Here is a 13,538-nt window from a genome sequence, read left to right on the forward strand (position 1 = left end):
CCGGTGCCTACAGGCTGCGCGTGAGCGTCATCGCGCGGCCGTCCTGCGGCCACCTGTCTCGCCTACGGTGGAGCCGTGGCCTCCTCCCGACGTCTCCGCGCCCTGATCACCAACGACGACGGCATCGACTCGCCCGGCCTGCTGGCACTGGCCACCGGAGCCCGGGACGCCGGCTTCGACGTGGTCGTCGCGGCCCCGCACGTCGACGCGAGCGGCGTGGGCGGCTCGGTGCTGGCGGTGCGGGACGGCAAGCGGGTCCGGGTGCACAGCAGGGAGCTGCCCGACCTGCCGGACGTGCCGGCGTTCGCCGTCGAGGGCCACCCCGCGTTCATCGTCCACTCCGCGGGCCGCGGCTGGCTGGACCCGGAGCCGGACGTGGTGCTCTCCGGCATCAACATCGGCGCCAACCTCGGGCACGCGGTGCTGCACTCCGGCACCATCGGGGCCGCGCTCGCGGCGTCGCTGCACGGGTGGCGGGGCCTCGCGGTGTCCCTCGGCATCCCGCTGGTCGAGCCGGAGCGCCCGCACTGGGAGTCCGCGCTCGCGGTGCTCCCCGACGTGCTCGACGTGCTCCTCGCGGCCCCGGACGGCACCGTGCTCTCGCTCAACGTCCCGGACCTCCCCGTCCGCGAGCTCGGCGAGCTGCGTGAGGCGCGGCTCGCGCACTGGGGCTCGGTCCGGTCGCGCGTCGACCACGTCAGTGGCGACGACGGCGACCTGCTGCACACGCACGAGGCCGAGCTGACGGGCGACCCCGAGCCCGGCACCGACACCGCACTGCTGGCCGCCGGGCACCCCACCCTCACGGAGCTGCAGTCCGTGACCGACCGGCCGGGGCTGCTCGACGGCGGCACCCTGAGCAGGCGCGCCAGCTGAAGCCCCCTCCGGTTCCTGGCTGGCGTCTAGTGCTCGTCGGCGCCGGTGAGCTCGTGCTCCAGCCGGTCGGCGACGTCCACCACGAGCCGGAACGGCCGGTCGAAGCCGTCGAGCGCGGTGTCGCCGAACGGGATGGAGTGGCGGAAGAAGGCCACACCTTCCACGGCGACCACGCCGCCCGCCACGCTCTGGCCCGCGCGCTCGAGCATCCGGGCGAGGTCGAGCTCGGCCACGCGCCCGATCGGCGAGCTGATCTCCGCCCACGGGTGGTCGTCCTCGCCGGTGACCCGCCGAACCACCACGAGCTGCGCGCGGTCGGCCTGCGTGGGCAACCGGAACCACAGCTCGCCCTCGGACTGCCGCATGATCTCGAAGCGCACCCGCACGAACGCCACGAGGTCGTCCCATTCAGCCACCCGCGGACCGTACCGCCCGGTGGCCTCAGCTGATGAGTTGGTCGACCGGTGCCCAGTCGTCGGTGAGCACGGGGGCGTCCCCGGCGAACCGCAGGGCGGCCTCACCGTCGAGCACCGACGCCGGCTCGCCGCGCAACGCGGCCCGCTCGGCCAGGCCTGCGACGTCGATCGGGAGGTCCGAGGCCACGATGACGGCGTTGCCCCCGCCGCCGGGGGCGAGCTGCTCGGGGCGCGCCAGCAGCGCGACGTGCGGGAACTTGTGGGCGATCGTGGCCACCTCGGCGGCGAGCAGGTGCCATGGATCGTGGTCGATCACGTTGAGCACGTAGATGCCGTCCTGGCGCAGCACGCGGTGGACGTCGGCGACGAACTCGGCGGTGGCGAGGTGCCACGGCACCGAGCGGGCACCGAAGGCGTCGCCGACCACGACGTCGGCGGACGCCGCGGGCAGCGCGGCGAGCAGGCTGCGCCCGTCACCGATCCGGACGTCGGTACGGGGGATCTGCCCCACGCCCAGCTCCCTGCGGCCCAGGTCGACGACCGCCTCGTCCACCTCCAGAACGGTGGAGGCCGAGCCGGGACGGGTGGCGGCGAGCCAGCGCGGCATCGTGAACCCGCCGCCGCCGACGTGCACCGCGTCGAGCGGCGCGTGGGACGCGAACGCCGTGTCGATCGCGTCGGCGAAGCGCCGCGTGTAGGCGAACCGCAGGTGCGTGGGATCGGCCAGGTCCACGGCGGAGTGGTCGAGGTCGTCGAGCACGAGCACGCGGACATCCGGGTCGGCCGGGTCCGTGCGCACGCTCGCGCAGTAGTAGGCGGTGTCGACGTCGCACCGGCCCGGCACCGCGACGAGGGCGGTGGCCAGCACCGCGGCGGCGACGGCCGTGCCGGTGACGGCCCTTCGCCCGGGCACCACTGCGGTGAGCACGGCGAGTGCCAGGCAGGTGGCGGCCGTGACCAGCAGGATCATCGCCACCGGCAGCAGGGCGACGAGGACGAACCCGGTCAGGAACACCCCGGCGAGGGACCCGACCGTACCCGCGGCGGACAGCCCGCCGACCACGGCGCCGGAGCCCTCGACGTGCGCGAGGCGCGCTCGGGTGACCGCGGGCGTCACCATCGCGAGCGCGGTGACCGACACCAGCGTCGACGCCGCCACCAGCACGATCGCGGCCAGTGGCCCGGGGCCGAGCGCAGGGCCGAGCACGCGCACCATGGGCCGGACCGCGAGCACCCCCAGCCCGCCCACCGCGAGCGCACCCGCGGCCACCCGCCGCGGCGGAAGCACGTCCGCCCAACGCCCGCCGAGCGACGCCCCCATCGCGATGCCGGCGAGCGCAACACCGATCACGGCCGACGTCGACTCGAGCGTCAACCCCACGTACGGCGCCACGAGACGCGTTGCCAGCGTCTCGACGACCAGGATCGCGGCACCGCTCACGAGTACGACGATCCGGGCGAACAGGGCGTTCACCCCACCATCCTCGCCCCCGGTGCCCGGCCGGCGTACTCCGCCCCAGGTTCAGGAAAGCCACGTTCCGGTCCTGCAACGCCCTGAATGTGGCTTTCCTGAACCTCCGGGACGGGTCCTACAGCCCGAGGTGGCGGGCGATCAGCATGCGCTGGACCTCGCTCGTGCCCTCACCGATCTCCAGGATCTTGGCGTCGCGGTAGAAGCGGCCGACCGCGTACTCGTTCATGAAGCCGTAGCCGCCGAAGACCTGGGTGGCGTCGCGGGCGTTGTCCATCGCCGCGTTCGACGCCACCAGCTTGGCGATCGCCGCCTCCTTCTTGAACGGCTCGCCCCGCAGCATCTTCGCCGCGGCCGCGTAGTAGGCGAGGCGGGCGGTGTGGGCCCGCGCCTCCATGTCGGCGATCTTGAACTGGATGGCCTGGTAGCTGCCGATCGGGTTGCCGAACGCCTCGCGCTCGCGGGCGTAGCGCACCGACTCGTCCACGCAGCCCTGCGCCAGCCCGACCGACAGCGCCGCGATCGCGACCCGGCCCTCGTCGAGGATCGACAGGAACTGCGCGTAGCCGCGGCCGCGCTCGCCGAGCAGGTTCTCCGCGGGCACGCGGCAGTCGTCGAAGAACAGCTCGCGGGTGTCCGAGGAGGACCACCCGACCTTCGAGTACTTCTGCGAGACCCGGAACCCCGGCGTCCCCGCGGGCACGACGATCGCCGAGATCTCCTTGCGCCCGGCGGCGCCGGTGCCGGTGATGGCCGTGACGGTGACGATCGAGGTGATGTCGGTGCCCGCGTTCGTGATGAACGCCTTGGAGCCGTTGATCACCCACTCGTCGCCGTCGAGGCGGGCGGTGGTGCGGGTGGCGCCCGCGTCGGAGCCGCCGCCGGGCTCGGTGAGCCCGAACGCGCCCAGCTTCTCCCCGGTCGCGAGCGCGGGCAGCCACCGTCGCTTCTGCTCTTCGGTGCCGAAGCGGTGCAGCGGCATGGCGCCCAGCGAGACGCCGGCCTCGAGCGTGATCGCCACCGACGAGTCGACGCGCGCGAGCTCCTCGAGGGCGAGGCAGAGCGCGAAGTAGTCGCCGCCCATGCCGCCGTACTCCTCGTCGATCGGCAGCCCGAACAGGCCCATCGCGCCCATCCGGGCCACCAGTTGGTACGGGAACTCGCCGCGCTCGTAGAGCTCGCCGATGACCGGCGCCACCTCCTTGCGCGCGAAGTCCTCGACGGTGGCGCGCAGCGCCTCGTGCTCCTCGCTCAGCTCGAGGTCCATCAGTCCACCTCCGGGTCGACGACCAGCAGAACCGCGTCCTTCGCGACGGTGTCGCCCGCCCGCGCGCGCAGGTCGCGGACCACCCCGGCGACCGGGGCGCTGAGCACGTGCTCCATCTTCATCGCCTCCACGACGATCAGCCGGGTTCCGGCATCGACCTGCTGCCCGTCCACGACCTCGACCGCCGTGACCGTGCCGGGCATCGGCGAGAGGACCGGCCCGCCCGCCCCGGCGTCGGCGGACGCCGCGGCGTCGAGCGGCGCCTGCTCCCGCACCCCCCACGCCCGCCCGTCCCGGCCGAGCCACAGGGTCTCGCCGTCCAGCGCGCACGCGTAGCGGCGCGTGAGCCCGTCGAGGGTCACGACGAGGTCGCCCCCGTCGCGCCACGCGGTGCACGGCACCGGCTCGGCGTCGCCGACCGCGACCTCCGCGGCCGTCGCCCGGCCCCTGATGCGCACGGCGACGGGTTCGTGGCCGCTGACCGACATCCGCCACGTCGCCCACGCCGGTTCCCCGACGCGCCAGCCACCGGGCACGTCGAACGGGTCGACCACCGGCCCCGCAGGCTCCAGCGCGAGCAGGGCGTGCGCGGCGGCCGCGGCGAGCACGCCGGCCGGGAGGTCGGCGGCCGTCCAGTCGGAGAGCCTGCGCCCGACGAGGCCGGTGTCCAGTCGCCCGGCGCGGACGTCCGGGTCGGCGAGCAGGGCGCGCAGGAAGCCGATGTTGGTGTCGAGCCCGAGCAGCACGGTGTCGCGGAGCGCGGCGTCGAGCCGGCGCAGCGCCTCGCCACGGTCCGTGCCGTACGCGATGACCTTGGCGAGCATGGGGTCGTAGTCGCTGCCGACCACGCTGCCCGAAGCGATCCCGGAGTCGACGCGGATCCCCGGGCCGGACGGCTCGTGCAGCGCGAGGACGCGGCCCCCGGTCGGCAGGAAGCCGGCTGCCGGGTCCTCGGCGTAGATCCGCGCCTCCACCGCGTGCCCGACCGGCCGGATGCGCGCCGGCCACGGCCGCGCCTCGCCCGCCGCGATCCGCAGCTGCGCCTCGACGAGGTCGACGTCGTAGACGGCCTCGGTGACCGGGTGCTCCACCTGCAGGCGAGTGTTCATCTCCATGAAGTAGAAGCGGTCCGGGTCGTCCGCCCCGACGATGAACTCGACGGTTCCGGCGCCGGTGTAGCCGACCGCCCGCGCCGCCTCGACCGCCGCGGCGCCCATCGCCTCCCGCTGCTCGTCGGTGAGCAGCGCGGACGGCGCCTCCTCCACGATCTTCTGGTGCCGCCGTTGCAGGCTGCACTCGCGCTCGCCGAGGTGGACCACGTCGCCGTGGGTGTCGGCGAGCACCTGGATCTCGATGTGCCGCGGGGTCGCGACGAGCCGCTCGACGAGCAGGGTGTCGTCGCCGAAGGAGCCGCGCGCTTCTCGTCGCGCCGACACGATCGCGTCACGCAGGTCCTCCGGTCGGTGCACCTCACGCATGCCCTTACCGCCACCGCCCGCGCTCGGCTTGAGCAGCACCGGGTAGCCGATCTCCTCGACGGCTGCCGCGAGCTCGTCGTCGGTGAGGCCCGCCCCGTCGGAACCGGGGACGACCGGCACCCCCGCCTTGGCCACCGTGGCCTTCGCGGCGATCTTGTCGCCCATGGCCTCGATCGCGGCCGCGGGCGGCCCGACGAACACGATCCCGGCATCCGCGCACGCCGCGGCGAACGCGGTGTTCTCGGAGAGGAACCCGTAGCCGGGGTGGATCGCGTCGGCCCCGGTCGCGGCAGCGGCCTCCAGCACGGCGGGGATCGAGAGGTAGCTCTGCGCCGCGGGCGCAGGCCCGATCCGTACCGCGGTGTCGGCCAAGCGGACGTGCGGAGCGCGAGCGTCGGCGTCGGAGTGGACGGCGACGGACCGGATCCCCATGCGCCGCAGCGTGCGCAGCACGCGCACGGCGATCTCACCGCGGTTCGCGACGAGCACGGTGTCGAACACGCGCGCCTCCCTGGTTCCGATTCGGTTCCGACGAGCGGCGCGTTCGTCGGATGGGTACCGACGAACGCGCCGTTCGTCGAAGGGGGTCACATTCGGAAGACTCCGAAGCCGGGTGATTCCAGCGGCGCGTTCGCCGCTGCGCTCAGAGCCAGGCCCAGGACCGTGCGGGTGTCCTTCGGGTCGATCACGCCGTCGTCCCAGAGGCGGGCCGTGGAGTAGTACGGGTTGCCCTGGTGCTCGTACTGGGCGCGGACGGCGTCCGGGTCCACCCCGGAACCGACGGTCGCTAGCACCGTGGCCGCCTGCTCGCCGCCCATCACGGAGATCCGCGCGTTCGGCCACATGAACAGGAACCGGGGTGAGTACGCCCGCCCGCACATCGAGTAGTTCCCGGCGCCGAACGAGCCGCCGATGATCAGGGTGAGCTTCGGGACGCGCGTGGTGGCGACCGCGGTGACCATCTTGGCGCCGTGCTTGGCGATCCCGCCCGCCTCGTACTCGCGCCCGACCATGAAGCCGGAGATGTTCTGCAGGAACACCAGGGGAACACCGCGCTGGTCGCACAGCTCGATGAAGTGCGCACCCTTCTGGGCCGACTCGGAGAAGAGGATCCCGTTGTTCGCGACGATCCCGACCGGGTGCCCGTGGATGCGCGCGAAGCCCGTGACGAGCGTGGTGCCGTACTCGGCCTTGAACTCGTGCAGCCGCGAGCCGTCGACGATCCGGGCGATCACCTCGCGCACGTCGTAGGGCGTGCGGGTGTCGGTGGGCACGACGTCGTACAGCTCGTCCGGGTCGGCGAGCGGCGCTTCGGTCGGAACGACGTCCCAGGGTCGGGGCGCGCGCGGCCCGAGCGTGCCGACGATCCCCCGCACGATCCGCAGTGCGTGCGCGTCGTCCTCGGCGAGGTGGTCGGTGACCCCGGAGACGCGGGAGTGCAGGTCGCCCCCGCCCAGCTCCTCGGCGGTGACGACCTCGCCGGTGGCGGCCTTCACCAGCGGCGGGCCGCCGAGGAAGATCGTGCCCTGGTTGCGGACGATCACGGCCTCGTCGCTCATCGCAGGCACGTACGCACCGCCTGCGGTGCACGAGCCGAGCACAGCGGCGATCTGCGGGATCCCGTGCGCGGACATCTGCGCCTGGTTGTAGAAGATCCGGCCGAAGTGCTCCCGGTCGGGGAACACGGAGTCCTGCTCGGGGAGGTAGGCGCCGCCGGAGTCCACGAGGTAGATGCACGGGAGCCGGTTGTGCAGGGCCACCTCCTGCGCACGCAGGTGCTTCTTGACCGTCATCGGGTAGTAGGTGCCGCCCTTGACGGTGGCGTCGTTCGCGACGACCACGACCTCGCGCCCGGCCACCCGGCCGACTCCGGTGATCACGCCCGCTCCCGGCGCCTCGTCGCCGTACATGCCGTTCGCGGCGAGCGGGGAGAGCTCGAGGAACGGGCTCGACGGGTCCAGGAGGGCGTTCACCCGGTCCCGCGGCAGCAGCTTCCCGCGCTCGACGTGCCGCGCCCGGGCGCGCTCCGACCCGCCGAGTGCGGCCGCAGCGAGCCGGGCCTTCAGGTCGGCGACCAGCTCGTGGTGGGACACGGCACCCCGTGGCGTGGTGCCGGACGTGGCGACGGCCATCGGGACCTCCTGGAGTCGGCGCCATCGCGATGTTAACGTTCATTAACCAACGGCGCCAGCACGCCCACCCGGGCGAGGCGATAGCCTCCCGATCGGTTGATCATCAGCCCGACGCCGACCGGAGGATCCCGCCCGTGACCTCGCCGACCGGATCCGCTCCCGAGCGGTCGAACTCCTCGTCCCGCTGGGCGCAGCCCATCCCGCGCCGCATGGACGAGAACCTCAAGCACGTCCACCGGAAGATCGACCGCAATCTCAAGTCCGGCCCGCTCGTGGAAAACGCCCCGCGCCTCGACCCGGAGTCCCGGCGGATCAGCCTGCCCGGAGCGCCGAGCCTCATGGCCCGCGTCGTCCAGCTGGCGACGGCAGGCCCCGGCGGCGTCGAAGCGCCCGCGCGCTCCGCGGTGGCCGCTCCCGCGGCCGCACCGCCGCCGGAGGAGGAGGACTTCCTGGCCAAGGCGTGGGCGGAGCGCATGGCCAAGCAGTGGGAGGACGTCACCGCGCGGCTGCTGCGCGACTTCGCACCGGACGGCGGCTCCGACGCGGACCGGGTGCTCCAGCTCATCGCCGAGCAGCGCCAGCAGCTCGACTCGGCGACGGTCCGCGACTACCTGCCCGTCCTCGTGGACAAGGCCGTCCGGCGGTTGCTGGACCCGGAGGAGACGGTGCGCCCGAGCTGAGGAGGCGGCCCGGACGTCAGCAAAGTGGCTTTGCTGACGTGTCGTGCCAGCAAAGCCACCTTGCTGACGCCGCGACTAGGGCGTGCTGTCCGCCGGCGCCACCGCCGCCAGCCGCGCGCTCATCTCCTCCAGGAACTTCCCGGTCGCGGTGCCGAGGATGCCGAGGCAGCGCAGGAGGTGGGCGTGGACGTCGGCCGGGCCGGCGACGAGCAGCTCGACCGACGCGCTCACGTTGTCCTGCGCCGGGTTGAGGTACACCTTCGCGACCTTGGTGGCCCGCGACGCCGCGGAGGCCGCGAGCGCCGCCTCCTCGACCTCCGCCTCGTTCGACAGCGGGAAGAAGTTCGGGAACAGCAGGTGGAAGTAGTGCTCGTCCTGCGTCTCCATGATGAAGTGGTGCCGGCCCTCGTAGCGGAAGTGGATGTCGCCCTCGTCGTCGACCTTCGGCCGGAAGCCCTGCTCAGCGAGGAATTCGACGTGCAGATCCCGGATCTCGTCCCAGCCCACGTTAACCTCTCGTTCACCCGATCGGGTTAGTCGCGGATGATCATAGGGCGTGGTACGCCTGGCGGATGACCGCCACCGATGGCCGCTGGTACCGGTCGATGTCACCGCGCGAGCGACGGACGTTCTGGGCCTGCTTCGGGGGCTGGGCGACCGACGCGATGGACGTCCAGATCTACAGCCTCCTGATCCCGGTGCTGCTCTCCATCGGGTTGCTGGCGTCGAACGCGCAGGCGGGCCTGATCGGCACCGTCACCCTGCTGTGCTCCGCGGTGGGCGGATGGGCGGCGGGCGTGCTGGCCGACCGCTACGGCCGGGCGCTGATGCTGCAGATCGCGGTGGCGTGGTTCTCGGTGTTCACGTTGCTGTGCGCGTTCGCCCAGGACGCCACCCAGCTGCTGATCTTCCGCGGGCTCATGGGGTTCGGGTTCGGCGGCGAGTGGGCGGTCGGGGCGATCCTCATCGGCGAGACGGTCCGGGCGCAGTACCGCGGGCGGGCGGTTGGCACCGTGCAGAGCGGCTGGGCCGTCGGCTGGGGTGTCGCGGTCGGGCTGTTCGTGCTGACGCAGTCGCTGTTCCCGCCCGAGACGGGCTGGCGGGTGCTGTTCGCGCTGGGCGTCCTGCCCGCGCTGGGCGTGTTCTGGGTCCGCAGGCACGTGCCCGAGCCCGACGTGTTCGTCCGGCACACCGACCGGCCCGACGGCCGCCCTTCCTTCTTGGGGATCTTCCGCCCCGGCCTGCTGCGCACCACGGTGGTGTGCGCGCTGCTGTGCACCGGCGCTCAGGGCGGCTACTACTCGCTCACCACGTTCCTGCCGCAGTTCCTGCGCAGCGCACGCGGCCTCGACGTCCTCGGCATCGGCGGCACGCTGCTCCTGGTGATCGTCGGGGCACTCGCCGGCTACCTCTTCGGCGCCTGGCTCACCGACCGGCTCGGTCGCAGGCCCGCGCTCGTCGTGTGCGCGGTGGCGGCGTTCGTGATCGTCCTGCCGATGACGCTGCTGAACCTGCCCACCGCGGTGTTCACCGCGCTCGCGCTGCCGCTCGGCTTCGTGTCGTCTGCGTACTTCAGCGGTCTCGGCGCGCTGCTCACCGAGCAGTACCCCACCGAGCTGCGCGGTTCCGGCCAGGGCTTCTGCTACAACTTCGGCCGCGGGATCGGCGCGATCTTCCCGCTGCTCGTCGGCCTGCTGGCCGACGCGATCTCGATCGGGGTCGCCATCGCCGTGTTCGCCGGGATCGCCTACCTCGTGATGGCGCTCTGCTCGCTCCTGCTGCCGGAGACCCGCGGGGCCGAGCTCACCGGCGCGGCCCCGTGAGCAGCCGGGCCGATACCGTCTAGGCGTGCGGGTACTGCTGGTCGAGGACGAGGTGCCGCTCGCGGAGATGGTGCGGCGCGGGCTCGCCGCCGAGGGGCACTCGGTGGAGGTCGTGCACGACGGGATGTCGGGGCTCGCTGCGGCGAGCACCGGCCAGCACGACGTCGTGGTCCTCGACATCATGCTCCCCGGCCTGTCCGGGTACCGGATCCTGCAGCACCTGCGCGCGGCCGAGGTGTGGACGCCGGTGCTCATGCTCACCGCCAAGGACGGCGAGTACGACGAGGCCGACGCGTTCGACCTCGGCGCAGACGACTACCTGGTCAAGCCCTTCTCGTTCGTCGTGCTCCTCGCCCGGCTGCGCGCCCTGCTGCGCCGGGCGGGCGAGGCCCGGCCGACGGTGCTGACCGTCGGCGACCTGAAGCTCGACCCCGCGCGGCACCGCGTGCACCGCGGCGAGGTCGAGATCACGCTCACGCCGCGCGAGTTCGGCGTGCTCGAGCACCTGATGCGACACGCGGGCGAGGTCGTCACCAAGACCGACATCCTGCGCGCCGTATGGGACGCCCACTACGAGGGCGAGGTCAACGTCGTCGAGGTGTACGTCGGCTACCTGCGTCGCAAGATCGACGCGCCGTTCGGCACCAGGAGCATCGAGACGCTGCGCGGGGTCGGTTACCGCATGGCCGAGCCGGGCTGAGGCCGCGGCGACGGGAACCGGTGCGGGCGGCGCGCCGGTTTCGGCTCGGCGGGCTCGGCCGGCTCGACGACCGGGATGCCGGTCGGCGAGGTGGCCGGGTCGCGCCGGGCCTCCTCGTCCCGCACCGGCTGCCGCTGGGCGTCCGGCGGGAGGGCAGCCCGCGGAGCCCGGGACCGGCCCTCCGGTGATCCGCCGGACCACACGGCCTCGCCGGTCCAGGCCGCATCGCCCGCCCCGGCGTCACCCGGGGGCGCAGGGGCGCTGAACCAGTCGTGCGAAGCGGTGCGCTTCGCGAGGGGTGCGGCTGCCTGCTCCGGCGTGCCGGGCGACGCGACCTCGGCGGACGGGGCCTCGTCCGGTTGCGCTTCGGGGGCGGGAGCAGCAGGAATCCGCACCCGGAACAGTGCGCCGCCGTCGGGGCCGTCGGCGACCTCGACGGTGCCCCCGTGGGCGGCCACGACCTCGGCGACGATCGCCAGCCCGAGCCCGGAGCCGCCGTCGGCGCGGGCGCGGGCGTCGTCGAGGCGGACGAACCGCTCGAAGACGCGGGCGCGGTCGGCCTGGGGTACGCCCGGACCGTCGTCGGAGACCTCGAGGACCGCCGTGTCGCCGTCGCGCCCGACCGTGACGAGCACCCGGGAGCGGGCGTGCCGGCGGGCGTTGTCCACCAGGTTGCGCACCACCCGCGCCAGCTGCCCGCGGTCGCCGATGACTCGCACGGGAACGGCCCGCACCTCGGCGACCACCGCCCCTTCGGCTGGCCGGCCGCGTTCCAGCTCGGCGACCTCGTCGAGGTCGACCTCCTCGCGCCGGGGCTGCAGCCCGCGCTCGTCGGCGCGGGCGAGCAGGATCAGCCCGTCGACGAGGTTGTTCAACCGCGCGGCCTCGCCGCGCAGCGCGGTGATCGTGCTGCCGTCGACGGTGCCGTTCTGCATGAGCTCGAGGCCGGTGGCGATCGTGGCGAGCGGGCTGCGCAGCTCGTGGCTCGCGTCGGCGACGAACCTGCGCTGCACGCCCTGGGCGTCCTGCAACCGGGCCAGCATGTCGTTCATGGTCTCGGCGAGCCGGCCCACCTCGTCGCGGGCGGGCGGCACCGGCACTCGCTGCCCGAGCTCCTTCTCGGTCATCGCCGACACCTGCTTGCGCATCGCCTCCACCGGGCGCAGCGCACGGCCGGAGAACAGGTAGGTGGTGACCCCGGCGACCAGGATGAGCAGGGGCACGCCCCAGATCAGGTAGAACAGCAGCGTGTGGGTCGTGGCGTCGACCGCCGTGAGCGGCGCGGCGTACAGGAGGATCACGTCGCGGCTGGCCGAGCCGGTGCCGCTCGCCACGAGCACCGTGTCCACGACGGTGCCGTCGACCTTGCGCACGGGCACGTTCGACTGGACGACGGTCTCGTCGTCGGCCGGCCGGACGTCCGACATCAGGACGTTCCGGCCCACCGCGTCGGTGCCGGCCTCGATGGTCCACGTGGGGGTGTCGCCGTCATCGCCGTCGCCGTACTTGACCCGCACCTGCGCGAGGTCGGACTGCCTGATCAGCGCGTCGAGCGCCTCGCGGGCGTTCTCGTTGGCCGCGCCCCGCCAGTTGCCCTCGAGCCGAGCGACGATCACCTGGGCCTGGGCCTTCGCGTCGGCCTTCACCTGCTGGTACAGCGACTGCCGGACGAGCAGCACGAGCGCGGCGCCCGCCACCAGCAGCGCCAGCGCAACCACGATGGCCGCGGACAGCGCCGACACCGCGCGCACGCCCATGCGCGCACGCAGCCATCCCAGCGGCCGGGGCATCGATACAGGGTATCGACCGCGACTGTGGCCGGGCTGAGATCGCAAAGCCTGTTAGCGCGCGTTAACCCGCGGTTAGGCTACGGCGCATGGCCACGCCCGCCGCGACCCCTGCCGGCAGCAGGCGGGAGCAGATCCTCACGGTGGCCGCGCAGCTCTTCGCTCGCCACGGGTTCCACGGGGTGAGCATCGCCGACCTCGGAGCAGCCGTCGGCATCAGCGGTCCGGCGCTCTACCGCCACTTCCCCGGCAAGGAAGCGCTGCTCGCCGAGCTGCTCGTCGGGATAAGCGAGCACCTGCTGGCCGGCGGGCAGGTCCGGGCGGACCGGACCGCCGACCCGGACGAGCTGCTCGCCGCTCTCGTGGAGTTCCACGCCGACTTCGCCCAGCGCGAGCCCGAGCTGATCGTCGTGCAGGACCGCGACCTCGCCAACCTGCCAACCCCCGACCGCAGGAGGGTGCGCCGGCTGCAGCGCACCTACGTCGAGATCTGGGTCGACGCGCTCCGACGCGCGCACCCCGGCCTGCCGGTGGACGCCGCCCGCACCGCGGCACACGCGACGTTCGGGCTGCTCAACTCCACACCGCACGCCGGGCGCACCCCGGAGGCCGCGGCGCTGCTGCGCAAGATGGCCCTGGCCGCGCTGCACGCCCTGTCCTGACCCACTTCTCCGCGCTGCTCGGTGGCGAGCTCACCAGCGCAGCGGCACTGACCGCCATGCGCGACACGGTCGAGACCGGCCAGGTGTTCCGCTACGAGCTCGGTCTGCAGCGGCTTCTGCGCACGCGCACGCTGAGGCGGACGGGCCGTCGACCGAGGAGGGGGGATCGGTCGACGGCCCTTGACCGCGCATCGGGTCGGGCGGGCACACCCGTACCGCGTGTCAAGCGCGGTCGCGCACAGTGTC

Annotated in this window: 12 protein-coding genes; 5 read left to right on the plus strand and 7 right to left on the minus strand. The window is 73.3% G+C overall.

Annotation, left to right across the window (positions count from 1 at the left end):
* Positions 1 to 75 precede the first annotated feature (75 nt).
* The gene (surE, locus tag FB388_RS35230) at positions 76 to 876 is read left to right on the plus strand and encodes a 5'/3'-nucleotidase SurE (protein WP_142106996.1); all 801 of its coding nucleotides are present in this window, start codon (positions 76 to 78) and stop codon (positions 874 to 876) included.
* 26 nt (positions 877 to 902) lie between these two features.
* Here surE and FB388_RS35235 read toward each other — a convergent pair whose 3' ends face one another.
* The 5 genes from FB388_RS35235 to FB388_RS40100 form a co-directional block, all read right to left on the minus strand.
* Positions 903 to 1,292 (minus strand): hypothetical protein, encoded by a 390-nt coding sequence (locus FB388_RS35235; RefSeq protein WP_142106997.1) that lies wholly within the window; start codon positions 1,290 to 1,292, stop codon positions 903 to 905.
* Between the two features lie 25 nt (positions 1,293 to 1,317).
* Entirely contained in the window at positions 1,318 to 2,766 is a 1,449-nt protein-coding gene (locus tag FB388_RS35240; RefSeq protein WP_142106998.1) for a fused MFS/spermidine synthase, read from the minus strand.
* 115 nt (positions 2,767 to 2,881) lie between these two features.
* The gene (locus FB388_RS35245; RefSeq protein WP_211362429.1) at positions 2,882 to 4,030 is read right to left on the minus strand and encodes an acyl-CoA dehydrogenase family protein; all 1,149 of its coding nucleotides are present in this window, start codon (positions 4,028 to 4,030) and stop codon (positions 2,882 to 2,884) included.
* Positions 4,030 to 6,009 carry an ATP-binding protein gene (locus FB388_RS40095; RefSeq protein WP_142106999.1) on the minus strand — a complete coding sequence of 660 codons (1,980 nt, stop codon included), beginning with the start codon at positions 6,007 to 6,009 and terminating at the stop codon, positions 4,030 to 4,032. Before FB388_RS40095 ends, FB388_RS35245 begins: the two co-directional genes overlap by 1 nt.
* A gap of 86 nt (positions 6,010 to 6,095) precedes the next feature.
* A complete protein-coding gene (locus FB388_RS40100; protein WP_142107000.1) occupies positions 6,096 to 7,640 on the minus strand; it encodes a carboxyl transferase domain-containing protein in 1,545 nt (514 codons plus the stop codon).
* A 134-nt stretch (positions 7,641 to 7,774) separates the two neighbouring features.
* On the opposite strand from FB388_RS40100, the gene FB388_RS35260 reads away from it, so the two are divergent.
* Positions 7,775 to 8,320 (plus strand): three-helix bundle dimerization domain-containing protein, encoded by a 546-nt coding sequence (locus FB388_RS35260; RefSeq protein ID WP_142107001.1) that lies wholly within the window; start codon positions 7,775 to 7,777, stop codon positions 8,318 to 8,320.
* A gap of 75 nt (positions 8,321 to 8,395) precedes the next feature.
* Here FB388_RS35260 and FB388_RS39760 read toward each other — a convergent pair whose 3' ends face one another.
* Positions 8,396 to 8,827, minus strand: coding sequence for a hypothetical protein (locus FB388_RS39760; RefSeq protein WP_170225981.1), 432 nt, complete (start codon positions 8,825 to 8,827; stop codon positions 8,396 to 8,398).
* Positions 8,828 to 8,892: 65 nt separating this feature from the next.
* Between FB388_RS39760 and FB388_RS35275 the strand changes: the two genes are divergently transcribed.
* Positions 8,893 to 10,143, plus strand: coding sequence for an MFS transporter (locus FB388_RS35275; RefSeq protein WP_142107003.1), 1,251 nt, complete (start codon positions 8,893 to 8,895; stop codon positions 10,141 to 10,143).
* A 25-nt stretch (positions 10,144 to 10,168) separates the two neighbouring features.
* The gene (locus tag FB388_RS35280) at positions 10,169 to 10,843 is read left to right on the plus strand and encodes a response regulator transcription factor (protein ID WP_142107004.1); all 675 of its coding nucleotides are present in this window, start codon (positions 10,169 to 10,171) and stop codon (positions 10,841 to 10,843) included.
* On the opposite strand, the gene FB388_RS35285 is transcribed toward FB388_RS35280, so the two are convergent.
* Positions 10,819 to 12,633, minus strand: a complete 1,815-nt coding sequence (locus FB388_RS35285) for an ATP-binding protein (RefSeq protein WP_142107005.1) — start codon at positions 12,631 to 12,633, stop codon at positions 10,819 to 10,821. The genes FB388_RS35280 and FB388_RS35285 overlap by 25 nt on opposite strands.
* A gap of 86 nt (positions 12,634 to 12,719) precedes the next feature.
* Between FB388_RS35285 and FB388_RS35290 the strand changes: the two genes are divergently transcribed.
* Positions 12,720 to 13,292 carry an SACE_7040 family transcriptional regulator gene (locus tag FB388_RS35290; RefSeq protein WP_142107006.1) on the plus strand — a complete coding sequence of 191 codons (573 nt, stop codon included), beginning with the start codon at positions 12,720 to 12,722 and terminating at the stop codon, positions 13,290 to 13,292.
* Positions 13,293 to 13,538: the final 246 nt, after the last annotated feature.

The organism is Pseudonocardia cypriaca (assembly GCF_006717045.1).
Classification (GTDB): domain Bacteria; phylum Actinomycetota; class Actinomycetes; order Mycobacteriales; family Pseudonocardiaceae; genus Pseudonocardia; species Pseudonocardia cypriaca.

Excerpts from the sequence above, each read along its gene's own strand:
- FB388_RS35285 (WP_142107005.1), bottom strand. The coding sequence starts at position 12,633 with ATGCCCCGGCCGCTGGGATGGCTGCGTGCGCGCATGGGCGTGCGCGCG.
- FB388_RS35245 (WP_211362429.1), bottom strand. The coding sequence starts at position 4,030 with ATGGACCTCGAGCTGAGCGAGGAGCACGAGGCGCTGCGCGCCACCGTC.
- FB388_RS35290 (WP_142107006.1), top strand. The coding sequence starts at position 12,720 with ATGGCCACGCCCGCCGCGACCCCTGCCGGCAGCAGGCGGGAGCAGATC.
- FB388_RS40100 (WP_142107000.1), bottom strand. The coding sequence starts at position 7,640 with ATGGCCGTCGCCACGTCCGGCACCACGCCACGGGGTGCCGTGTCCCAC.
- FB388_RS35275 (WP_142107003.1), top strand. The coding sequence starts at position 8,893 with ATGACCGCCACCGATGGCCGCTGGTACCGGTCGATGTCACCGCGCGAG.